The organism is Leeuwenhoekiella sp. H156, assembly GCF_052218455.1.
Taxonomy (GTDB): domain Bacteria; phylum Bacteroidota; class Bacteroidia; order Flavobacteriales; family Flavobacteriaceae; genus Leeuwenhoekiella; species Leeuwenhoekiella parthenopeia.
In genome coordinates, this window is the sequence record NZ_CP197499.1 from 1,739,079 (window position 1) to 1,761,380 (window position 22,302).

The 22,302-nt window shown below is 39.7% G+C and carries 20 protein-coding genes and 1 tRNA gene; 15 read left to right on the forward strand and 6 right to left on the reverse strand.

Going from position 1 to position 22,302, the window contains the following annotated elements; translation table 11 throughout:
- Positions 1 to 16: 16 nt before the first annotated feature.
- Positions 17 to 1,882, reverse strand: a complete 1,866-nt coding sequence (locus tag ACSSS3_RS07475) for a cation:proton antiporter (protein WP_228229308.1) — start codon at positions 1,880 to 1,882, stop codon at positions 17 to 19.
- A 291-nt stretch (positions 1,883 to 2,173) separates the two neighbouring features.
- Between ACSSS3_RS07475 and ACSSS3_RS07480 the strand changes: the two genes are divergently transcribed.
- From ACSSS3_RS07480 to ACSSS3_RS07515, 8 genes are all read left to right on the forward strand, one after another.
- Positions 2,174 to 3,031 carry an MBL fold metallo-hydrolase gene (locus ACSSS3_RS07480; protein ID WP_442847044.1) on the forward strand — a complete coding sequence of 286 codons (858 nt, stop codon included), beginning with the start codon at positions 2,174 to 2,176 and terminating at the stop codon, positions 3,029 to 3,031.
- Positions 3,032 to 3,092: 61 nt separating this feature from the next.
- Positions 3,093 to 4,751, forward strand: coding sequence for a S8 family serine peptidase (locus ACSSS3_RS07485; RefSeq protein ID WP_442847045.1), 1,659 nt, complete (start codon positions 3,093 to 3,095; stop codon positions 4,749 to 4,751).
- A gap of 5 nt (positions 4,752 to 4,756) precedes the next feature.
- Entirely contained in the window at positions 4,757 to 6,640 is a 1,884-nt protein-coding gene (locus ACSSS3_RS07490; RefSeq protein WP_442847046.1) for a M1 family metallopeptidase, read from the forward strand.
- A gap of 216 nt (positions 6,641 to 6,856) precedes the next feature.
- Positions 6,857 to 7,246, forward strand: a complete 390-nt coding sequence (locus ACSSS3_RS07495) for a hypothetical protein (protein WP_442847047.1) — start codon at positions 6,857 to 6,859, stop codon at positions 7,244 to 7,246.
- Between the two features lie 85 nt (positions 7,247 to 7,331).
- Positions 7,332 to 7,715 carry a ribonuclease P protein component gene (gene rnpA / locus ACSSS3_RS07500; RefSeq protein ID WP_228229304.1) on the forward strand — a complete coding sequence of 128 codons (384 nt, stop codon included), beginning with the start codon at positions 7,332 to 7,334 and terminating at the stop codon, positions 7,713 to 7,715.
- A gap of 18 nt (positions 7,716 to 7,733) precedes the next feature.
- Entirely contained in the window at positions 7,734 to 8,546 is an 813-nt protein-coding gene (locus ACSSS3_RS07505) for a DUF4349 domain-containing protein (protein ID WP_442847048.1), read from the forward strand.
- A gap of 18 nt (positions 8,547 to 8,564) precedes the next feature.
- A complete protein-coding gene (locus ACSSS3_RS07510; protein WP_228229302.1) occupies positions 8,565 to 10,193 on the forward strand; it encodes a S41 family peptidase in 1,629 nt (542 codons plus the stop codon).
- Between the two features lie 137 nt (positions 10,194 to 10,330).
- Positions 10,331 to 10,708, forward strand: coding sequence for a hypothetical protein (locus ACSSS3_RS07515; protein ID WP_228229301.1), 378 nt, complete (start codon positions 10,331 to 10,333; stop codon positions 10,706 to 10,708).
- A 56-nt stretch (positions 10,709 to 10,764) separates the two neighbouring features.
- On the opposite strand, the gene ACSSS3_RS07520 is transcribed toward ACSSS3_RS07515, so the two are convergent.
- Positions 10,765 to 11,205 carry a GNAT family N-acetyltransferase gene (locus ACSSS3_RS07520; RefSeq protein WP_442847049.1) on the reverse strand — a complete coding sequence of 147 codons (441 nt, stop codon included), beginning with the start codon at positions 11,203 to 11,205 and terminating at the stop codon, positions 10,765 to 10,767.
- Positions 11,206 to 11,297: 92 nt separating this feature from the next.
- Positions 11,298 to 12,221 carry a cation diffusion facilitator family transporter gene (locus tag ACSSS3_RS07525; protein ID WP_442847050.1) on the reverse strand — a complete coding sequence of 308 codons (924 nt, stop codon included), beginning with the start codon at positions 12,219 to 12,221 and terminating at the stop codon, positions 11,298 to 11,300.
- A 1,046-nt stretch (positions 12,222 to 13,267) separates the two neighbouring features.
- Here ACSSS3_RS07525 and rnr point away from each other — a divergent pair.
- The 3 genes from rnr to ACSSS3_RS07540 all read left to right on the forward strand — a co-directional run bounded on the left by rnr (position 13,268) and on the right by ACSSS3_RS07540 (position 17,077).
- On the forward strand, positions 13,268 to 15,472 hold the full coding sequence (gene rnr, locus ACSSS3_RS07530) for a ribonuclease R (RefSeq protein WP_442847051.1): 2,205 nt from the start codon (positions 13,268 to 13,270) through the stop codon (positions 15,470 to 15,472).
- A 59-nt stretch (positions 15,473 to 15,531) separates the two neighbouring features.
- Positions 15,532 to 16,206: a head GIN domain-containing protein gene (locus ACSSS3_RS07535; RefSeq protein ID WP_228229297.1), complete on the forward strand. Its 675-nt coding sequence runs from the start codon at positions 15,532 to 15,534 to the stop codon at positions 16,204 to 16,206.
- A gap of 160 nt (positions 16,207 to 16,366) precedes the next feature.
- Entirely contained in the window at positions 16,367 to 17,077 is a 711-nt protein-coding gene (locus tag ACSSS3_RS07540) for a LysE family translocator (RefSeq protein WP_442847052.1), read from the forward strand.
- A gap of 155 nt (positions 17,078 to 17,232) precedes the next feature.
- Here ACSSS3_RS07540 and ACSSS3_RS07545 read toward each other — a convergent pair.
- Positions 17,233 to 17,303, reverse strand: a tRNA-Cys gene (locus ACSSS3_RS07545).
- Between the two features lie 51 nt (positions 17,304 to 17,354).
- On the reverse strand, positions 17,355 to 17,711 hold the full coding sequence (gene folB, locus ACSSS3_RS07550; RefSeq protein WP_228229295.1) for a dihydroneopterin aldolase: 357 nt from the start codon (positions 17,709 to 17,711) through the stop codon (positions 17,355 to 17,357).
- Positions 17,712 to 17,992: 281 nt separating this feature from the next.
- Here folB and ACSSS3_RS07555 point away from each other — a divergent pair, with 281 nt between their 5' ends.
- The 4 genes from ACSSS3_RS07555 to ACSSS3_RS07570 all read left to right on the forward strand — a co-directional run bounded on the left by ACSSS3_RS07555 (position 17,993) and on the right by ACSSS3_RS07570 (position 21,191).
- Positions 17,993 to 20,023: a glutamine--tRNA ligase/YqeY domain fusion protein gene (locus ACSSS3_RS07555; RefSeq protein WP_442847053.1), complete on the forward strand. Its 2,031-nt coding sequence runs from the start codon at positions 17,993 to 17,995 to the stop codon at positions 20,021 to 20,023.
- Between the two features lie 149 nt (positions 20,024 to 20,172).
- Positions 20,173 to 20,547, forward strand: a complete 375-nt coding sequence (locus ACSSS3_RS07560) for a YtxH domain-containing protein (RefSeq protein ID WP_442847054.1) — start codon at positions 20,173 to 20,175, stop codon at positions 20,545 to 20,547.
- A 6-nt stretch (positions 20,548 to 20,553) separates the two neighbouring features.
- Positions 20,554 to 20,952 carry a hypothetical protein gene (locus ACSSS3_RS07565; protein WP_228229292.1) on the forward strand — a complete coding sequence of 133 codons (399 nt, stop codon included), beginning with the start codon at positions 20,554 to 20,556 and terminating at the stop codon, positions 20,950 to 20,952.
- Between the two features lie 2 nt (positions 20,953 to 20,954).
- Positions 20,955 to 21,191: a DUF6327 family protein gene (locus ACSSS3_RS07570; RefSeq protein WP_442847055.1), complete on the forward strand. Its 237-nt coding sequence runs from the start codon at positions 20,955 to 20,957 to the stop codon at positions 21,189 to 21,191.
- A 56-nt stretch (positions 21,192 to 21,247) separates the two neighbouring features.
- Here ACSSS3_RS07570 and ACSSS3_RS07575 read toward each other — a convergent pair whose 3' ends face one another.
- On the reverse strand, positions 21,248 to 22,249 hold the full coding sequence (locus ACSSS3_RS07575; RefSeq protein WP_442847056.1) for an SPFH domain-containing protein: 1,002 nt from the start codon (positions 22,247 to 22,249) through the stop codon (positions 21,248 to 21,250).
- Positions 22,250 to 22,302 lie beyond the last annotated feature (53 nt).

Below are 22,302 nucleotides of genomic sequence, written 5' to 3' on the forward strand. Positions count from 1 at the left end.
AAAGCTTAGGAAAACTTTAAAGTTCGTTTTCATCGATCTTCGGTTTGACCGGCATTTTCTCAGGATCAAAAGGCTTGCCGAGGTAAACCAGCTTGATATTTTCAAAACTGTCTATCTCAAGCTCGTTGATGTTCGATTTTAAAATCTCAAGTTCGCCTGATTCCTGCTTTAAAAATATAGGCACCATATTTCGATCTTCCCGGGTACTCTTAACAAGCTTCTCAAAATCTTCTTTGGTCTTAACCTCAATCTCCTGGATGGTTGGATGGGCACGGGCTACTTCGGTAAGTCGTATAAAGTCATCGGTAGGCGAGAAAAGACCCTCATTTGGAGCATCGGGACCGCGCATTTCATCTGGAGTAATGAGCCTGAATGAGCCGTTTTCACCAAAAATATTTTTAAAACGCTTGATCGCGTAGTCGTTGATATCCCCGTTTCCGGTAAGTGCCATCAGGTAACCCACGTCGTTCAGCTCAATATTGTTCATCAAACTGTCTGAATAAATACTTTCTTCAATAGCCTCGAGGCCGCGCTCCTTGGCTTTTTCAATATTGTAACTGTTGCTGTCTACCAGTACCACATGGCGGCCATTTTTCATCAGGTATTCACCTATAATACGCGAAGCTTTTGAAGCGCCAATGATCACAATACCCTTAGATTCGGTAAGAAAGACTCCTACGATTTTGGCAAAGAGACGGGCTGTGGTGGCATTTAACAATACCGTACCCAGTACAATCATAAATACCAACGGTGTGATGTATTCTGCCCCTTCAACGCCTTCACTTACCAGCTGTAAACCAAAAAGGGAAGCAATACCCGCAGCTACAATACCGCGCGGACCTACCCAGCTTACAAAGAGTTTTTCGTTAAACTTTAAACCGGAGCCTTTCGCACTTAGGAACACTCCTATAGGTCGTAGAATGAACACAACAACGGCAAAAAGCAAGGCTGCCTTCCAGGTATACACCAGGTATAAATCCTGCATTTCGATATTTGCGGAAAGCAGAATGAACAACAAGGAGATAAGCAAAACACTCAAAGACTCTTTAAAGTAGAGGAGTTCTTTGATGTTGGGCAGTTTCATATTCCCCATAATGATTCCCATCACCACAACCGAAAGTAGACCGCTTTCGTGAGCAAACAAATCGGAGAGTACAAACACCCCAAGCACTGTTGCCAGGGTAAAAACATTCAATAAATAATGCGGAATCACATTGCGTTTGATTGCAAATGCGAGTGCGTGTGCAAAGGTAAAACCGAAAGTAAACCCAAAAAGTACAATCTTACCAAACTCTTCAAGAGCGGTGATTGTAAATTCACTACCGGCACCTACGCTGATAAATTCAAAAACCAATACGGCTACCAAAGCACCTATGGGATCAATAAGGATACCTTCCCATTTAAGAATGGCTGAGATGTCTTTTTTAAGCGGAATGTTTCTAAGAATTGGGGTTATAACCGTAGGTCCGGTTACAATAATCAGTGCCGAAAATAGAAAGGATATTCTAAGACTCAGGTCAAAAATATAGTAGGCTGCTGCTCCTGCGCCAAAGAAGGTTACCAGAGAACCCACGATAATTAGTTTGGTAATTACCGGTCCCACATTTTTAATCTCGCTAAAGCGTAAGGTAAGACCTCCTTCAAAGAGTATTATTCCGATAGCCAAAGAAACAAAGTTAAAAAGCCGCTCCCCGGGGAATATACCTGTTTCGCCGTCCCAGATGGGTTCTATCCACTTGGAGCCGTCATAGGTAAACAAGGTTGAAATAGGACCTACAAAAAGCCCGATTAAGATAAGAGGTAAGATCGCAGGTATTTTAAACTTCCAGGCAACCCATTGTGCCAATATACCCAAGATTATTATTCCGCCCAGTTCTAACATGAATTTCGATTTTTTGCTATGATACGGCTTTAAAAATTCATTTTAAAGCCCGATTTTGCTATTCTTTGTTAAATATAGCTTAATTCGCCAAGGCTTAAAATTTGATTTAACGCTGTTTTAGTATTTTGCACAACTTTGTTTATCCTGAAGCCGCAAAATTTTCAGCTTCCTGCAGTAAACTACCTCAGGGCAAGCCCGGGAGGCATTCGTTAAAAACAAATTTTCATTTTCGAGGTAAGCCTCGTGGTATTAGCTCTTTGGAGGTGCCATTTAGAAATCAGTAGTCCGTTTATGGTCATTCACGCAATAGAAGCCGGTAATTTTAAATTAGACGGAGGCGCTATGTTTGGAGTCGTCCCAAAATCACTCTGGACCCGCACCAATCCTGCAGATGAAAACAATATGATTGATATTGCCGCACGCTGTATGCTTATTGAGGAAGGCAATCGCCTCATTCTTATAGACACGGGAATGGGCGACAAGCAAAGCGAAAAGTTTTTTGGCTTTTACTATCCCTGGGGTGATGATACCCTTGAGAAATCGTTAAAATCTAAAGGTCTTCATCCTGACGATATCACCGATGTTTTTCTCACGCATTTACACTTTGACCATTCCGGAGGCTGCATAAAATGGGCTGAAGATGGTAAAACTCCGGTTCCGGTTTTTAAAAATGCAACCTACTGGAGCAACAAAGATCACTGGGAATGGGCCACAAAACCCAATGCCCGGGAAAAAGCGTCTTTTTTAAGTGAAAACATCTTGCCCATAGAACAAAGCGGGCAGCTTCGGTTTATTGAAAAAACCGGAAAAACCTTTCTAGAAAATAGCGATCTGGGCTTTGGTATTTTATTTGCAGATGGACATACCGATAAACAGATGATTCCGCATATAACTTATAAAGACAAAACTCTTGTTTTCGCAGCAGATTTGTTGCCAACGGCGGGTCATTTACCCTTACCGTATGTGATGGGCTTTGATACGCGGCCCTTGCTTACTTTGGGCGAAAAAGAAGAATTTTTAAACCAGGCGGCAGATCATAACTATTATTTGTGGTTAGAGCATGATGCGCATAACCCCATAATCACGGTAAAACATACCGAAAAAGGAGTGCGGCTTGATCAAAGCCTGAGAATTGAAGACGTACTCTAACGAAAACTTATACGTGACTCAAATACAAAACCTAAATTTTAAATATAAATACATACAGATAATGAAAAAATCCCTGATTGCAGCATTTGGAGCTGCATTGCTTATCGCCGGTTGCGATACACCTGCAAAACTGATAAGCGTCCCTGTTGAAAATGTTGACCAACTTCCCGTTAAAATAGCCGATCTGGATGAGGAGCAGCTCAAAGAATGGCCCGGTAAAGACATTAAAGAAGATACCATTCCCGGGATGAGTGTTGAGAAAACCTATGACGAACTCATAAAAGGTCAGGGATCTTCCGTAATTGTTGCGGTTATAGACAGCGGTGTTGATATCGAGCACGAAGATCTGGATGGTGTTATCTGGACTAATGCAGATGAAATTCCAAACAACGGAATTGATGATGACAAAAACGGCTACATCGATGACATTCACGGTTGGAACTTTCTGGGCGATATCGTTGCCGAACAACTTGAAAAAGCGCGTATCGTACAAAAATATGACGCTCAGTTTAGCGGAAAAACATTAGATCAGATTCCGGCTGCTCAAAAAGAGCTTTTTAAAACTTATACTAAAGCTAAGGCAGAAGTTGAAAAAGACCGCAGTGAGCTTGAAGATCAAATCACCCAATACCAGGGTCTAATGGCTGCTGTAAAAACCGCTCATACCGAAGTTTCTCAAAAACTAAATAAAGAAGATTATACTGCCGAAGAACTTACGGCTCTTCCTGCAGAAACGCAGATGGAGCAACGCAACAAGGCTATTCTTACCCAGATGCTTACCTATGCAGATACTATTCCTGAATTTATGGAAATGCTTACTGAGCAGTTAGAGAGTATGCAGGAGCGTCTGGATACCAATTACAACCTCAACGCTAATTACCGCAGTGTGCTGGGCGATGACCTTAACGATTTAAACGATACCAATTACGGTAATAACAACGTAATAGGTCCGGACCCGGAAGCAGCCCGTCACGGGACTCACGTTGCCGGTATTATAGCTGCAGAGCGCAACAACGGTATTGGTATGAACGGAGTGGCTAACAATGCAAAAATTATGGCGGTTCGTGCCGTTCCTGACGGGGATGAGTACGATAAAGACATCGCCTTAGCAATACGCTATGCCGTAGACAACGGTGCAAAAGTGATCAACACCAGCTTTGGTAAATACTTTGCTACAAACCCGGAGTGGGTATATGACGCCATTAAATATGCGGCTAAAAAAGATGTTTTAATCGTAAATGCAGCCGGTAACGAAAGTATTGACCTCGATGGCGGCGATACCGTTTATCCTAACGATCAGCTTGATAATGTAACTGAATTTGCTGATAATGTGATTACGGTAGGTGCGCTGAACTACAAATACAGTGGCAAATTAGTCGCAAGTTTTTCAAACTACGGAAAATCAAATGTTGACGTTTTTGCTCCCGGAGTTCAAATCTGGTCTACCGTTCCCGGTAATGAATACGAGTTTTTACAGGGTACCTCGATGGCCGCTCCTAATGTTGCCGGTGTGGCAGCGATGTTACGCTCGTATTACCCGCAATTCTCTGCTGCTCAGATTAAACAAATCATTATGCAGAGCGGGATCACCAGCAATATTCAGGTATCTGCCGGTGGTGATGCTGACGTGATAAAACCCTTCAGTGCACTTTCAAAATCGGGCGAAATGGTAAATATGTATAACGCCTTCAAAATGGCAGAGTTATCTACTAAAAAGTAATAATTATGGAATTAAAAAAAGCAATTCAATCTACCTTCTGGAGTGCTTCGGTACTTGTTTTGGGTTTAATCCCTGCAAGTACTTCGGCACAAAATAACACCTCCTACTGGCAACAGCATGTGGACTATAAGATGGAGGTTGATATGAATGTTGAAGACTACAACTATACCGGTAAGCAGGAGTTGGTTTACACAAACAATTCGCCCGATACCTTAAATCAGGTATTTTACCATCTGTATTTTAATGCCTTTCAACCCGGCAGTGAGATGGATGTGCGTTCACTTACCATCAAAGATCCCGATCGTCGTGTGATGGACCGGATTTCAAAACTGGAGCCGGATGAAATTGGTTTCTTAAAGGTAAACACGCTTACTCAGGATGGAACGCCCTTAACGTACGAAGTTGCAGGAACCGTTCTAGAGGTTAGCCTGGCGAAAGCTATTGCGCCGGGCGAAAGCACAACCTTCAATATGGATTTCAACGGGCAGGTGCCTGTGCAAATACGCAGAAGCGGTCGCAACAATGCCGAAGGTATAGCGCTCTCGATGACGCAATGGTATCCTAAACTGGCTGAATATGATTTTGAAGGCTGGCATGCAGATCCGTACATCGCGCGTGAATTTCATGGCGTTTGGGGTGATTTTGATGTGAAAATCAGCATCGACTCTGAGTATACGGTAGGAGGTACCGGTTACCTTCAAAATACCGAAATAGGTCACGGCTACGAAGAGCCCGGTCAAAAAGTAGAAAAGGCCAAAAAAGGAAAACACACCTGGCATTTTGTAGCGCCTAATGTGCATGACTTTACCTGGGCTGCAGATCCCGACTACATTCACGATAAGCTTACTGCTTCAGACGGTACGGTATTGCACTTTTTCTATAAAGACAACAAAGACATCATTGAAAACTGGAAGAACTTACAGCCTAAAACCGCTGAGCTTTTAGCCTTTTATAATGAAAACGTAGGCCCTTATCCTTACGACCAGTACTCGGTAATTCAAGGGGGTGATGGTGGTATGGAGTATGCGATGTGTACCCTGATTACCGGGGAGCGCAGCTTTGGCAGCCTTGTGGGTGTGACCGCTCACGAAATGGCACATACCTGGTTTCAGTTCTTGCTGGCTTCAAACGAAGCCAAGCACGAGTGGATGGATGAAGGTTTTACCAGCTATATTTCTGACGAAGCGATGAATGTGGTAATGGATGAAAAGAAGCCTAATCCACAAGCCGGGAATTACGCATCCTATTTTAGACTCGCAACCAGTGGTATTGAGCAACCTCAAACTACGTATGCAGACCGTTATGAAATGAATGCCGCTTACGGAGCTTCGGCTTATTCTAAAGGCGCTGTGTTTTTAGCACAACTGGGCTACATCATTGGCAGGGAAAATCTGGATAAGACCATCAAAACCTATTTTGATGAGTTTAAATTCAAGCATCCTACGCCTAATGATGTGAAGCGCGTTGCTGAAAAAGTAAGCGGAATGCAGTTAGACTGGTACCTGGTAGACTGGACACAGACCACTAACACCATTGATTATGCGATTAAAAATGTAGAGGAAGTAGACGGTAAAACTCAGGTAACTCTGGAGCGTAAAGGTCTTATGCCAATGCCGGTTGACTTTTACGTCAATGTAAAAGACGGCGACAACGCAGAAGGAATGAACGAATCTTATTACATTCCGTTGCGGATGATGCGTGCCGAAAAGCCTAACCCATTCCCAAATATGGAACGTACCCAATTGGCAGATTGGCCCTGGGCGTATCCAACCTATACGTTTACTATAGATAAGCCACTTTCTGAAATCAATGCAATGACCATTGATGCTCAACAGTTGATGGCAGACATCGACCGAACCAACAACAGCTGGAATCAGCCTGCTGAATAAACTTTCGGAATAATCTTAAAGTCTAAAGCCGTTTCAAAATTGAAACGGCTTTTTTTTGGCGCCGCCAAAGGGAATAATACTCCTGAGCAAATCGTTTAAATAAACATTAAATTAAGTGTATGCCAAATTCATTTTATATGTAGGATTTAAGCCTGGTTTTCTGTATCAGCATTCACATAATTGTGTTGTCTATTTTTATTCCTAAATTTTTCTTTGATGTCAGTTATCAATAATACACCCACGGCTTATGTTTACTTTTCTATTTCGGGGAAAGAATTTAACCCTGAATTATTCAAGCCTTATTTTCAGAATGCTATCATTCAAGATGGAATTTACCGAAATGGAATTAAGTACATTAATTTCAGATATAACGCTAATGACATAAATGAGGGTTTAGACGATACATTAAGCTTAATTTCGAAACAGATTACACCATTTTCACAACAACTAAGAGAGCTGATTATTGAAAACAAACTCTATAGTAAGTTTTTCATCGTTCTTCAAAATTTAAACTCATTCCGTTCCGGAGGAGTATTTTTCAACAAAGAATTTATAGCTCTTTTACATCAATTAAATACCCAGGTGGAAATTGATTTGTACGAATAGAATTCATTACCCGTAGCCTTAAGGCTACTTCCGTTTAGTTTGTTGTCTATCTTTACACCTAAATTTTTTCGCCTCTGGCTAAACTATGAAGCAAACTTTCCCTAAAAAAGAACACCTCAAACGGAAAAAACTTATCGATGCCTTGTTTACCGAAGGACAGAAAGTAAGTGCCTATCCCTTGCTTTTGGTTTATAAAACTTCGGCTTTGCCTGAGGAAGGGGTTTCTATACAGGCGGGAGTTTCTGTAGCCAAACGCAATCACAAACTTGCCGTAACCCGAAATCGTATAAAACGCATTATGCGAGAGGTTTACCGAAAAAATAAACAGGATTTTCAAACAAACGGCTTAACTTTTGCGTTTATGTTTATCTATACCGGCCGCGAGGTCATGACTTATGAACAGCTCGAAAAAGCCATGCTTAAGCTCATTGCAAAGTTCAACGCCGCGCAAAACGAAATAGATGATTAACCGTTAAACCTATTCTTTATGAAAATACTAGGTTTTTGGCTGCTGAGTATGATTTATATGTGCTCAAGCGGCAGTTCTGATGAATCCTATGCAGCTGCTGATGCTGCTTACAAAGAAGAAATGGCTCAGCCGGAACTGGCTGATGAAGTAGAAGCTGATGTGCAGCAAAAAATCATTAAAACCGGGAATCTTCGGTTTGAAACTCAGGATTTAGCCGAGACACGTGCCCAAATTCTTAAGGCTGTAAACACGACAAAGGGCTATGTTGAGAACGAACGTACCGGTAAAGACTATCGGGGCAGTTATCAGGAATTGCAACTGCGTGTTCCTGCTGAAAATTTTCAACAGGCGCTCGAACTGATCTCCCAGGGTGTTGAATTCTTTGAAGAAAAATCAATAAGTCAGCGCGATGTTACCGAAGAATTTATTGACGTGGAAGCCCGGCTTAAAGCCAAACGCGAACTCGAAAACCGGTATCTGGAGTTGCTTAAAAAAGCCTCATCGGTAAAAGAAATTTTAGAGATTGAGCGTGAACTTTCGGTTATACGCGAAGAAATAGAAGCTAAGGAAGGAAGGCTTAAATACCTTTCAAAACAGGTTTCGTACAGTACCCTCAACGTGTATTTTTATAAAACCGAAGTGGAAAGCGGCGTGACCAAATCCTACGGTTCAAAAATGCTACAGGCCGTAAAAGGCGGCTGGCAGGGGATCTCAACCTTTGTTTTGGGGTTGATCTATATCTGGCCGTTTATTATTCTGGTGATTCTTGTTATCTTTCTCATTCGCCGCTGGCAAAAGCGCAAATCCCAAAAAAATACGCCTAAATCTTAATTGAAAATTGGTTCATCTATGAAAAAGAGAATCCTCATCGCCGCTGCTTCGCTGGCTATTTTAGTTACTACCGTAAGTTTTAAAAGTGACTTTTTTGAAATCGCCAAGCAGATCGAAATTTTCACCACCTTGTTTAAAGAGCTCAATATGAATTATGTTGATGAGGTAAACCCTGCACAACTTATGGATAGTGCTATAGAAGGGATGCTGGCCGACCTTGACCCGTATACCACATACTGGACCGAGCAGGAGGTTGAAGATGCACGCATTAATAATTCAGGGGAATACACCGGTATTGGAGCTTCGGTATTGTCACGTAACAAGAAAATCACCATAATGGAAGTCTATGAAGACTATCCGGCTGATAAAGCCGGTCTTCAGGCGGGTGACGAACTCGTTAAAATAGGGGATATTACCATTGCAGATTTTGAAGACGATGCAGGCGATTTGCTTCAGGGAGCTCCCGGAACCAGTATTCCCATTACCTATAAACGCCAGGGTAAACTTCAGAACACCACACTTACCCGTGAGGAAATAGATATTCCGGCAGTGCCTTTTTATTCCCTTATAAAAGACAATATTGGTTATGTAGTGCTGTCCAAATTCAATAAAAAAGCTTCCGCAGAAACAGCAGCTGCCATTAAAGAGCTGAAAGAACAGGGAGCTACTTCCATAATTCTCGACTTGCGCGGCAATCCCGGTGGTTTATTAACCGAAGCCATCAACGTAAGCAATCTGTTTTTACCTAAAGGCAAATTAATAACTACTACAAAATCGGTTATTGAAAAGTACAATCAGCAATACTATACGCGCAACGAGCCCCTGGATACAAACATTCCTGTGGCGGTGTTAATAAACGGTCGCAGCGCATCGGCCAGTGAGATCGTTTCAGGCTCTCTGCAGGATTATGATCGCGCGGTGATTGTAGGAGCCCGAAGTTTTGGTAAAGGTCTTGTACAGCGCCCTAAAGAGCTTACGTATGGCACGCAGTTGAAGATTACCATTTCGCGGTATTATACGCCCAGCGGCAGATGTATTCAGGCACTTGATTACTGGAACCGTGATGAGCAGGGAAATGCCATACGCACCGATGTTGCAGATTACAATGCATTTAAAACCAGCACCGGTCGTACGGTTTATGATGGGGGCGGAGTACTTCCTGATATCGTAGTAGAGTCTGCTAAACTCAGCGCCATCACCGAAGCTTTGTTGAAAGATCAGGCGATTTTTGATTTTGCTACAAACTATTTCTACACGCATAAAATCGAAAAGCTAAGCGATTTTAAATTTACTCAGGCCGACTATGCAGCTTTTAAACAATTTCTGGAAAAGCAGGACTTTACCTATGAAACCCAGACCGAAAAAGAACTGGAAGAAGCCTATCTCAATTCGGAAAAAGATGACTTGCAGAATGCTATAAGTACCGAATATGCCAATCTGATGAAAGCGATTGATGCAACGAAGAAGCGGGAACTAGATGCGAAAGAAAACGAGATTTCTAATCTGATTATTGACGAACTCGTAAAACGTTATTTCTACAGACAGGGTTTATACGAATACCAAATAGATCATAATGAAGAGATTGCAGAAGCTGCAAATGTGGTAACCGACGCCTCAAAATACCGCAAAATCTTAAATCAGAATTAATTCTATTTTAACCCAAACACACCCATTTACAACAATTTTTTTACAATACCATACATAAACAGGTGATTTTAACAGTTTTAAAGCGGATTTTAACCTCAGCTTAAGAGTTAATTAGATCTAAAAGCTTATTATTTAGTATGATAACTTTAGATAAGGATACAGACAAGAATACACAGATTTTGGAACAGGCAATAGGATACCTGGAAGACCGCGGCTTTGAAAATATAAAAGCAGATACGGAAGGCTTCGAAAGTCCTAAATCATATATCAAAAAAGGGAGTGAAGTAAGTATTACTCCAGACATTGTAGCTGAACGTGATGGTGAAAAACACATCTTTGAACTCAGCTTAAAATCTAAAAAACCCCGTTTACTTAAGTCGAAATGGCTATTTCTGGACGTACTTAGTAGTATGAAGAATTTTAAATTTAAAATTATGACTACCAGAGGCCATTATAAGTTTACTGATGAAACGCTAAGTAGCATCAGTCTCGATAAAAAACCTATGAAAATTTAAAATAAGTATCTAACATACTTGACCAAAATAGAAAATCCGCTGTAGAGCGGATTTTTTTAGTTTCTAAGCATACGTATATGTGGTATGTTGTCTTCGAGATAGCCTTCACCAAATTCTATAAACCCCAGGTCATTGTAAAATTTCTTTAAATACACCTGAGCAGATAATTCAATTTCTTTGGTATCAAACTCATCTTCCAAAACCTTTATGGACGCGTTCATAATATCTTTACCATAACCGTATTTACGGTAATTTTCTTTTACGATTACTCTTCCTATACTGGCCCGTTCAAAATAGTCACCCGGTTTGAATAAACGCGTATAAGCAACAAGTTTACCATCCGCATAACCCAGAACGTGCAGGGCTTTTTGATCTTTACCATCAACATCCTGATAGGGACAATTTTGTTCAACTACAAAAACTTCGGCGCGCAATTGTAAAACCTCATAAAGCTTCTGCAGACTAAACTCTTCAAATGTTAGTATTTCAATATTCATCTTCTTAAAATTCATTTTCCACAACTAATCAAGGCTTAAATAATTCTGTTGACTATCTATAAATTCCTATTAGGGTCTTTCTACGGGCAAACTTAATGCTGAACGATTAGTTTTTTATCATCTGTCTTGTCAAATTCAGGCTGAATGTTCACATGATTGATTCCGCATTCGCGAGCATAGGCTTCAATTTGATCTAATATAAGATCAAACTCACTCATGGTGATATCAGCTTCCAGGTCTATATGTGCCTCCAGATGGGTTTGGTTTTCATTCAGCTGCCAGATGTGCATGTGATGTATATTCTTTACCTGCTTTATTTGCTTTACATGGTCTACAAAATGCGTGAGTTCAACATCATCGGGACTAAAAAGCATCAGGACCTTAAACGAAGATTTCAACAGACCGTAACCCATAACAAGGAGGTAAATACTAATGGCAAAGGTTAGTAACGGGTCTATCCAATACACTTCATAAACGCTCATCAAAATTCCGCCAACTAAAACCGCCACAGAAGCCATCATATCAGTTAATAAATGCAAATAAGCCGACTTCATATTCATATTGGTGTCGCTGTCTTTTTTAATTAACAACACACTAAAGCCGTTTACAAGGATTCCCAGCGCTGCCATCCAGATCACGATAGAAGATTCAATGGGTTCGGGGTTTAAATAGCGTACCACGGCTTCTTTGATAAGGAGTAGTGCTACAACAATTAGTGTGGCAGCATTGATGAAAGCGGCAAGTATTTCGGCACGTTTATAACCAAAGGTTTTATCTAGAGATGCTTCTTTTTTAGAAAGCAAACGGGCAATGTAGCTCACGATCAGAGAAAGCACATCGCTTAAATTGTGTGCAGCATCTGAAAGTAAAGACAAACTTCCCGAAATAATACCGCCTATGGCTTGTGCCAGCGTTATCAAAACATTGAGAACTATGCTTATGAGTAAATTACGCCCGCTTAGGTCAGCACCGTGGTTGTGTTGATGGCCGTGAGCGTGACTGTGATCGTGTCCCATAAGTTTTAGTTATTAGATTTATAAACGAATACGCTTACAAAGATATTCATAAGCCGGGCTATGCTTACCCGAGATAATTTGATTAACGCTGATTTTAAATCAGTTAACATTTAGTTAACATGACTGTTTATAAGTTGTCATCAAAAACTAACAAGCAAAATTGTTTTTTCGATAAAAAAATTCAAAGCAGAACATACCCCATACGAGTCAAGAAAATCTTCTTAGTTTTTATGGAGAAGTTATGAGACAATTGAGTCTTCATTTTTAATAAATGTTAGTAAGATTTTATCAAAAGAAAGCTGCTGATTTCAGTTTTCAACAATTGTTGACAGCTAATCACAAAAGCTTTAAAATCAAGTATTCCTGATGCTGAAAAACTATCAATAAGCGGTTAATAAATGTCAATAACAAAAAAAACAAGACTTTATCAACCTAAGTTATACCGCTACTAACAAACCATTATAAGCATCAGTTTTAATTTTAAATTTCAAAAAAGAAAAATGATACTAGTATTAGTTGTTGATAACAACTGTTTTGAAAAAAGTGAATGGGGTATTTGAATGAAGGCAAAAAAAAAGACTCTTAATTTAGAGCCTTTAAAATCTTTGATGAACGATACCTAGAAGATCGAATTTACGTAGGAGATGACACCTAAAAATCCAAGGATGAATATGGTGAAAAATAGAATGACAACCGAATAACGTTTAATCTGAATCAATTTCATAACTCAATTATTGGAAGTTTATAGGAGACAAATTTAATATAAATTTAACAGGAATAGCCTATTCTAAAATTATTTAAATATGAAACTTAGGTTAAGTTTTAGTCTGATTATTAGACACTAAGTAAAGATTAACTAAATCTTTACCGTTCAGTTTCTTATAAGTAGCCTACGAAAGCTTACTTTTACAAAAGTTAACGCTCTGCTAGGAGTACGATTAAATTTCCCCTACCTTGGGAAATCTTTAAACTGAATTTTAGATAAGATAACCTCAAAATCTTAAAATTCATTTCTTTCCGAATAAAAATTTAATACAACGCATTTAATGCCAAATAAAAAACGAAGAAGATCAAGTACAGAACCGGTTGATCTCACACAGAAAATTCTTAAGATACTCAAACAAGAACCGGGAAAATCTTTCAATCATAAACAAATTGCAGCCAAACTCAATGTTGATGATCCCAATAGCCGCAATCAGATTGTAAAAAATCTCTCTCAACTTCAGGCCAAAAAACACATTAAAGAGACCGAACGCGGTAAATATACCTTTAGTGCAGAATCACACTATCATACCGGTACCCTTGACAGTACTACCAAAGGTGATGGTTATGTAGTGGTTGAAGGGATGGAACAGGATATTTACATCCCCAAAAACAATATGAATAAAGCCTTAAACGGAGATACAGTTAAGGTTTACGTTTATAAACAACGACGCAGTAAAAAGCATGAAGGGGAGATTGTAGAAATTATAGAGCGCAAAACAGATGAATTTGTAGGCGTTGTACAAATGCAGAAAAACTTTGCTTTTGTAAATACTTCTGCAGAAGGAAAAATGAGAACCGATGTTTTTGTACCTAAAAATAAACTCAACGGAGCTCAGGACGGGGAGAAGGTTTTAGTGAAAATTGAAGACTGGCCCGAAAAAGCCGATTCGCCTTTTGGTAAAGTCATTCAGGTTTTGGGAATGCCCGGAGAGCATAATACCGAAATTCACTCCATTTTAGCCCAGTACGGTTTACCACACGACTTTCCGCAGGAAGTAGAAGATTTTGCCAATCAGATTGATACCAGTATCAAACCAGATGAGATCAAAAAACGTCGTGATATGCGCGATGTACTCACGTTTACGATCGATCCTAAAGACGCTAAGGATTTTGATGATGCGTTAAGTTTTCAGGTTTTAGAGAATGGAAACTATGAGGTGGGCATTCACATTGCAGACGTGTCGCATTACGTAATTCCGGGAACCATCCTGGATGATGAGGCTTACGAGCGTGCAACTTCGGTTTATTTAGTAGATCGGGTAGTTCCTATGTTGCCCGAAATACTTTCAAACAATGCCTGTTCGCTTCGGCCTAATGAAGAAAAATATACGTTCTCAGCGGTATTTGAACTCGATAAATCTTCCGGAAAAGTAAAAAATCAATGGTTTGGTCGCACCGTAACCTACAGTGATGCCCGTTTTGCCTATGAAGAAGCCCAGCAGATTATTGAAACCCGAAGTGGAAAAATCCCTGCTGATATTTCCCTTACCGGTACTGAATACACCGCCGATGAAGCCATAGTTGAGGCGACTTTAGAACTCGATCGTTTGGCTAAAATCATGCGCAGACAGCGTATGAAAGATGGTGCGATTTCTTTTGATAAGGTGGAAGTAAAATTCAATCTGGATGAAGATAATGATCCTGTAGGTGTATTTTTTAAAACCTCAAAAGATGCTAATAAGCTAATTGAAGAATTTATGCTTTTGGCCAATAAAAAAGTAGCCGAATTTATAGGTAAACAATCGCCTAAGAAAACCTTTGTTTACCGTATTCACGATGAGCCCGATGATGAGAAACTGGCTGCACTGCAAACTATCGCCGGGCGTTTTGGTTATAAAATGAATCTTAAAGATCGTAAGAGTACGACATCTTCGTTAAACAATCTTTTGAGTGATGTTTCGGGTAAAAAGGAACAAAACTTAATAGATACGCTGGCCATCCGTACGATGAGTAAAGCGGTTTACAGTACCGATAATATAGGGCATTACGGTCTGGCATTTGATTATTACACGCATTTTACCTCGCCTATACGTAGATATCCTGATGTGATGGTACACCGTCTGCTTCAGCATTATCTGGATCAGGGCAAATCTGCAAACCAGGAAGAATACGAGCAAAAATGCAAGCACAGTAGCGAGATGGAATATTTGGCTACCAGTGCAGAGCGTGATTCGATCAAGTACATGCAGGTTAAATTTATGCAGGATCATAAAGATGAAACCTTCCTGGGTGTTATTTCGGGTGTTACCGAATGGGGTATTTATGTTGAAATCATTGACAATAAGTGTGAAGGAATGATTCGTCTACGCGATATCAAAGGCGACCATTTTGATTTTGACAGAGATCAATATGCAATTGTGGGCCGAAAAACCAAACAAATAATCACTCTTGGAGATGAAGTTTATGTGAAGGTTAAAGAAGCAGATCTGGTTAAAAAGCATCTGGATTTCAATTTAGTTAGCGTAAAATCTGCAATTGAAGATTAAGTTACTGTAACAATGCAGTTTTGGTTTTGTCTTTAAAACAGACCAAAATTTTTAGAATTATGAAAAATCAAATTTTAGCCCTTTTAATCTTAGTCACCGGTGCTTTACATGCGCAGGAAAAAGTGGAAGATATAGGTGATTTCACCGAAGTCAAAGTCTTTGACCGTATGCGTGTAAACCTCATCAGGTCTGATGAAAATAAAGTGATTTTAAAAGGGAGAGATACCGAAGATATTGAACTCATCAATAAAGACGGCATACTTAAAATACGTATGGACATCGATAAGATATTTGATGGTAACGAGACCTTTGTAGAAGTATATTTCAATAATCTTCGGGTTATCGACGGTAATGAAGGGGCAGAGATTAATATCAATGAACTTTTAGAGCAGGAGTCTATAGAAATTCGGGTGCAGGAAGGAGCACGGGTCACAGCCGGTATGGATGTGAAATCTGCAACCTTGAGAGCAGTAACCGGCGGAATCATCAGAACAACAGGAAGTGCAAAATACCAAACTGTAGAGATCAACACCGGGGGTATTTACAACGGGAAGGATCTCGAAACCACAGATACCCAGTTGCGAATTCAGGCCGGGGGAGAAGCTGAAATTTTTGCAAGAAGAACTGCTGATATCAAGTTAAGAGCAGGAGGAGATGTATTTGTATACGGTAACCCTACCGAATTGATCAAAGATAAGTTTATAGGAGGTCGCGTTAAGGTAATGAACCAGTAAGATACATAGAGGTCGTAAAAGCGGTATTCGGTCATTTTATTTATTTTTGCAGGGATATGCCTAAATTCTTTTAGGTTTTAAAGAAATTATCGAGGTTGTTTTCCTAATTTGACAATCTTTAACCCCCGCAGTTTTGCGAAAAGACTTTTGATACTCTTAAATGCTACAAGACCTCTCAACAGCGATTCCTCTGGGTTTTTTACTTGCGTTCTTAGTTGGTCCCGTATTTTTTGTATTATTGGAAACAGCCGCTTTAAAAGGTTTTAGAGCGGCTTTTGTTTTTGATATAGGTGTCGTGTGTGCCGATACCATCTTTATTTTAATAGCCTATTTCAGTACCAACCAACTTCTTGACAAGCTCAAAGATGATCCCGCATTGTATGTTTTTGGCGGTATGCTTCTCTCGGTTTATGGAGTGATTTCATTTTTAAGAGTGCGTAAAAACAAGCTTGATGATGATGAGCATCCTACCGTGATTATGAGCAAACGCAATTACTTAGGTCTTTTTGTAAAGGGTTTTTTGCTCAATTTTATAAATATTGGTGTACTTGGGTTTTGGCTTGTAATTCTTATTTCAGCAGGACCGGCGCTTGATATGAACCCAGACCGGCTTTTAACTTTCTTTGGCGTGATTTTGTTAACCTATCTCATCATTGATATTTTTAAAATTTTACTGGCCAAAAAACTGCGTAGTAAGCTTACTGTTACTCGTATAGCCCGCATCAAAAAGGGAATAAGCGTATTGATGTTACTCTTTGGATTGCTCTTAATCTCTAAAGGAATTTTTCCTTCGGAAGTGCATCAACTGGAAAAACGTATTGAAGAAATCACCCCTGAAAATCAGTTTGGGATAGATAGTTTAGAGCTGTAATACCCCTGATTATCCATTAGAAAAACAGAAAACCTTCGCTTATGGAAGGTTTTTTTGGTTTATAGCTTCCCGAAGTCTCGGGAGAACCGCAGTACGCTTTCGACTTTAAATAATTGAAATGAAAAAACCCTTCCGGTTAAGAAGGGTTTTTGCTGAGGTGTCGAGCGGATTCGAACCGCTGTACGTGGTGTTGCAGACCACTGCCTAGCCACTCGGCCACGACACCCTTTTTATTCAGGACTGCAAATTTAAGTTTTTTCTTTAGATAATAAAGGGATTAACGCTTTTTAGTAAGTGTCACCCCAACAGAAGCTACATCACCACCGATGGGAGGATTGATTTTACGCACGGTTACAGTAGCTTTTTCAAGCTCGGGAATCTCCAAAAATGACCTGTCGAGTATGCGCTGACCCACGTGTTCCAGCAATTTTGAGCGTTGTGCCATCTCTTCCTTGATGATTTTATTCAGATGCACATAATCTACCGTATCGGCAAGTTCATCAGTTACTGCGGGCTTTGTGAGATTTGATTTTACTTTAAGATCTACGAGATAATCAGAGCCTATCTGGCCTTCTTCGATTAAACAACCATGGTAGGCGTAAACCTTTACTTTATTGAGCTTTATTATTCCCATTTTCCTTTTCAGATTAATTCTTCAGTAGTTTTCTAATGTTGAAGTGACGCAAAGATACTATATAGGCCAATCCTTAAATAAATAACAGCTGTTTTAATAACGCTTAGCAAGACTCAGGCACTGCTATTTTTACTAATTTTACCCGATGAATCGAGATTAATTATCTCAAGGCTAACCTTTGGTTAAAAACAATCTTTCAAATTAAAGTTCGGTCTTTGATTTTAAGATAATTTATTTTCCGGCAGAGCACATCTGCGTTGGTTTAAAGCACAAAACAATTTATGGCAGAAGAATATGTAGCGCTCAATTTTTTAGAGCAGATCGTAGAAGAAGATATTAAAAACGGATTTCCGGAATCTAATTTAAGATTTCGTTTTCCTCCCGAGCCTAACGGCTATTTGCATATTGGCCATTGTAAGGCAATATGCATCAGTTTTGGTCTGGGCGAAAAATACGATGCACCGGTTAATTTGAGATTTGATGATACCAATCCGTCGAAAGAGGAGCAGGAATACGTTGATGCGATTCAGGAAGACATCAAATGGCTGGGTTTTAAATGGGATCAGGTTTGCTATTCATCAGACTACTTTCAACAGTTATACGACTGGGCCATTCAGCTTATAAAAGAAGGTAAAGCCTACGTAGATTCACAGTCCAGTGAGGCTATGGCCGAGCAAAAAGGTACTCCAACAGAACCGGGTACAAACAGTCCGTTTCGGGATCGTTCTGTAGAAGAAAACCTGGAGCTTTTTGAACAAATGAAAAACGGGAAGTTTCCCGAAGGTGTTCACGTGCTTCGTGCCAAGATTGATATGACCTCGCCAAACATGCTGTTGCGCGACCCCATTATGTACCGGGTTGTAAATAAGGCACACCACCGTACCGGTAATACCTGGCATATTTATCCCATGTACGACTGGGCTCACGGCGAAAGTGACTATTTAGAGCAAATTTCTCACAGTTTATGTTCACTCGAGTTTAAGCCACACAGACCGCTTTACGAGTGGTTTGTGGATCATGTGTATACAGATGGGGTAAAACCCAAACAACGCGAGTTTGCGCGGCTTAATTTAAGCTATACCATTATGAGCAAGCGTAAGCTGCTTAAACTGGTAGAGGAGGGTGTAGTAAGTGGCTGGGATGACCCGCGTATGCCTACCATTTCAGGACTAAGACGCAGGGGATACACACCGGCATCTATTCGCAATTTTATTGATACCGTAGGTGTTGCCAAGCGTGATAACGTGATTGATGTTTCTTTGCTTGAATTTAATGTACGGGAAGATTTGAATAAGACCGCACCGCGTGTGATGGCTGTTTTAGATCCGGTTAAACTCGTTATTGATAACTATCCGGAAGATAAGGTAGAATGGCTTGAGGCCGAAAATAACCCGGAAGATGAAAGCGCCGGTTATCGAAAAGTGCCTTTCTCCAAGGTATTATATATTGAAAAGGATGATTTTAAAGAACAGGCAAACAGCAAGTATTTCAGACTTTCATTAGGTAAAGAAGTACGGCTGAAAAATGCGTATATCATTAAGGGTGAATCTGTAGTTAAAGATGCACAGGGTAACATTACCGAAATACATTGCAGTTACGATCCGGATTCTCAAAGCGGGAGCGGTACCGAGGCCAGTCTGCGTAAGGTAAAGGGAACCCTGCACTGGGTTTCTGTAGATCATGCCATAAAGGCCGAAGTGCGTCTTTACGATCGATTATTTAACCATGAATCGCCGGACGGAGATAAAGAAGTTGATTTTATGCATCATCTAAACCCAAATTCTCTCGAGGTGATAACCGGCTATCTGGAACCCGGTCTGGCAGATGTTAAGCCTTATGAAGGTTTTCAGTTTCAGCGAATAGGTTATTTTAATGTTGATAAAGAAAGTACTTCAGAAAAGCTTATTTTCAACAGAACGGTGGGATTGCGCGATACCTGGGCCAAGGTTGAATCTAAATCTGAAAATCAGGATAAACCTCAGGAACAACCTAAGAAAAATATTCCTCAGATCCCTGCATTGAATGAGATTAAGAAAGTAGGGAAGAAGCTTGCTCAGATTCCCGATGAAAAGCGGGTTAAAGCTATTACAAGGATTCGCCAACTGGCTAAAGATGTTGATTTCGAAGAATTGAAGGAACTGTTTAATACTTCAGCGAAAAAGGTAGGAACCAGACTGGCAGTTTTAGAAACCTTAATCGTGTTGATAAAACTCAGAAAAGCAGATGCTAATGATCAGGAAGTGGCTGCTTATTTAGAAGAAATGAAAGCTTCCGGCGAGCCTCTTTTAGAAGAATCGGTACAGGCGCTTTAATAATTAATCATCTATAAAGTTTAAAAAAGGGTCGTTAGCACCCTTTTTTAGCATTCCTTTAAGGTTAATAGTCAATTTATTAACCGGTTATTAACGGAGAAAAGTAGCTTGAGGCTGTACCTTTGAATGAAACAAAAATCTAATTTACCATGTCAAAAACAGGAAATACAATTTTAGCTTTAATAACAGGTGCAGCAATAGGTGCAGGTCTTGGACTTCTTTATGCTCCTGAAAGTGGGGATAAAACAAGAAAGAAAATTTCTAAAAATGCCAAAGAGGCTAAAAGAAAACTAGAAAAGCAAATTAGCGAAACTTCAGAGCAATTATCTGCTTCTGCCAAGCAAGCCAAAAAATCTTTTGATTCTAAACTTGAGGACACGCTTAAAACAGCCAGTTCAAAAGCAGATGATATCTTGGTAAGTATGGAAAAAAAGCTTGAAGAGCTTCGCAAGAAGAATGCTAAAGCATCACAGGAAGTAGTAAAAGAAGTGAAAGATATTGACGTGCCAACTGCAAAAGCATAAGCACATATGTCTATATTCAACCTTTCAGAAAATATAAGTAAAGTATCTGATGATGCTAAGAAATATCTAAACAGTAGTCTGGAGTACTACAAGTTAGATAGTTTCAAAAAAATGATGAATGGTGCTGTATCTCTGGTTAATCTTATGGTGAGTGGCAGCATCTTTTTGATTTTCCTATTGTTCATCTCAGTAGGTTTAGCCATCTCAATTGGGGAATCATTAGGAACTATGAGCTACGGTTACTTTATTGTAGCGGGATTTTATCTTTTGGTTTTTATACTTTACAAATTATTTGGTAAACCTTTTACAACCGAAATCGTCCTCAAGAAATACTCTAAGGTATTCTTCAATGAATCAACTCAGGAGGATGTTTTGGACGAAGAATTTAAGCATTTAGAAAAGTAATTATGAAAGTCTATAAATCATTTGATCAGATCGACCATGATATCAAAATACTTAAGCTTCAGCAGCAGATAGATGAAGAGACACTTAAGCTAAGTATTAGTGATGTTAAGAGTTCATTTTCACCTGTAAGTCTTATTGCCGGTTCTTTAGGCGCCATTGTTCAAAAAGCTATTGTGGTTAAAACCGTAAATAAGCTTTTAGGAATCAAAAAAGTAAAGGTTAAGAATGTAGAAGATTAAAATACCTAATCAACAGTATTAAAAAAGCCCGGATCATAAAATCCGGGCTTTTTTGTTTAAGATAAATCTTCAGGATTATCTAAATCTCTATATCCTGATTGCGGTCTGGGTTTTTTAGGCTTTTTTGCCTTGGCTTCGATTCCCAGCTCTGCATTTCGCTTTTTCATTTCTTCACCAATCTGGTTAGATGCGACAAAACTTGCGATCATATTGTTTAGCATATCGCTACCCGCCTGTGGTGAATTAGGAAGAAGAATCAGGTTACTATTTGTCTCTTCACCTATAGATTGTAAAGTATCGTAGTGCTGGGTAACCACAATCAAAGCAGAGGCTTCCTGAGAGTTGATACCCACATTGTTTAAAACCTCTACAGACTCCTCCAGACCGCGCGCAATCTCTCTGCGCTGGTCTGCTATACCCTGACCCTGTAAACGCTTGCTTTCGGCTTCTGCGCGCGCTTTAGCGACTATTTTAATACGTTCTGCTTCGGCTTCATACTCTGCAGCCACTTTTTCGCGTTCAGACGCATTAATACGGTTCATCGCTATTTTAACCTGCTGGTCAGGATCAATGTCTGTTACCAGAGTTTTGATGATATCATAACCGTAATCGGTCATAGACTGGTTTAACTCACTTTTTACTGCAATGGCAATGTCATCCTTTCGCTCAAAAACGTCATCGAGTTTCATTTTTGGCACTTCAGAACGTACCACGTCAAAAACATAAGAAGTTATCTGATTCTGAGGATCTTCAAGTTTATAAAACGCGTCATACACGTTAGACTTCACTACCTGAAATTGTACTGAAATCTTCAAACGTACAAATACATCATCTTTAGTTTTGGTTTCAACAATAACGTCAAGCTGCTGTATACGTAGATTTACACGACCAGCTACCTTATCAATAAGAGGTATTTTAAATTGAAGCCCCGAATTGCGAATACTGGTAAATTTCCCAAAGCGTTCTATAATCGCAGCAGTTTGTTGCTTAACCATAAAAAAGCTGGAAATAAGAATAAGAGCGCCTACAAAAAGTAGTGCCGGAATAAGGTAAGACATAGAATTGAGTTTTAAATTATTAACGTAGTAGGGGAGTACCTATCAAAAATACA

Coding starts and splice junctions, on each gene's coding strand:
- ACSSS3_RS07515 (WP_228229301.1), top strand. CDS start 10,331: ATGATAACTTTAGATAAGGATACAGACAAGAATACACAGATTTTGGAA.
- ACSSS3_RS07490 (WP_442847046.1), top strand. CDS start 4,757: ATGGAATTAAAAAAAGCAATTCAATCTACCTTCTGGAGTGCTTCGGTA.
- ACSSS3_RS07540 (WP_442847052.1), top strand. CDS start 16,367: ATGCTACAAGACCTCTCAACAGCGATTCCTCTGGGTTTTTTACTTGCG.
- folB (WP_228229295.1), bottom strand. CDS start 17,711: ATGGGAATAATAAAGCTCAATAAAGTAAAGGTTTACGCCTACCATGGT.
- ACSSS3_RS07560 (WP_442847054.1), top strand. CDS start 20,173: ATGTCAAAAACAGGAAATACAATTTTAGCTTTAATAACAGGTGCAGCA.
- ACSSS3_RS07575 (WP_442847056.1), bottom strand. CDS start 22,249: ATGTCTTACCTTATTCCGGCACTACTTTTTGTAGGCGCTCTTATTCTT.
- ACSSS3_RS07505 (WP_442847048.1), top strand. CDS start 7,734: ATGAAAATACTAGGTTTTTGGCTGCTGAGTATGATTTATATGTGCTCA.
- ACSSS3_RS07510 (WP_228229302.1), top strand. CDS start 8,565: ATGAAAAAGAGAATCCTCATCGCCGCTGCTTCGCTGGCTATTTTAGTT.
- ACSSS3_RS07525 (WP_442847050.1), bottom strand. CDS start 12,221: ATGGGACACGATCACAGTCACGCTCACGGCCATCAACACAACCACGGT.
- ACSSS3_RS07570 (WP_442847055.1), top strand. CDS start 20,955: ATGAAAGTCTATAAATCATTTGATCAGATCGACCATGATATCAAAATA.
- ACSSS3_RS07565 (WP_228229292.1), top strand. CDS start 20,554: ATGTCTATATTCAACCTTTCAGAAAATATAAGTAAAGTATCTGATGAT.
- ACSSS3_RS07485 (WP_442847045.1), top strand. CDS start 3,093: ATGAAAAAATCCCTGATTGCAGCATTTGGAGCTGCATTGCTTATCGCC.
- ACSSS3_RS07495 (WP_442847047.1), top strand. CDS start 6,857: ATGTCAGTTATCAATAATACACCCACGGCTTATGTTTACTTTTCTATT.
- ACSSS3_RS07535 (WP_228229297.1), top strand. CDS start 15,532: ATGAAAAATCAAATTTTAGCCCTTTTAATCTTAGTCACCGGTGCTTTA.
- ACSSS3_RS07555 (WP_442847053.1), top strand. CDS start 17,993: ATGGCAGAAGAATATGTAGCGCTCAATTTTTTAGAGCAGATCGTAGAA.
- rnr (WP_442847051.1), top strand. CDS start 13,268: ATGCCAAATAAAAAACGAAGAAGATCAAGTACAGAACCGGTTGATCTC.
- rnpA (WP_228229304.1), top strand. CDS start 7,332: ATGAAGCAAACTTTCCCTAAAAAAGAACACCTCAAACGGAAAAAACTT.
- ACSSS3_RS07520 (WP_442847049.1), bottom strand. CDS start 11,205: ATGAATATTGAAATACTAACATTTGAAGAGTTTAGTCTGCAGAAGCTT.
- ACSSS3_RS07480 (WP_442847044.1), top strand. CDS start 2,174: ATGGTCATTCACGCAATAGAAGCCGGTAATTTTAAATTAGACGGAGGC.
- ACSSS3_RS07475 (WP_228229308.1), bottom strand. CDS start 1,882: ATGTTAGAACTGGGCGGAATAATAATCTTGGGTATATTGGCACAATGG.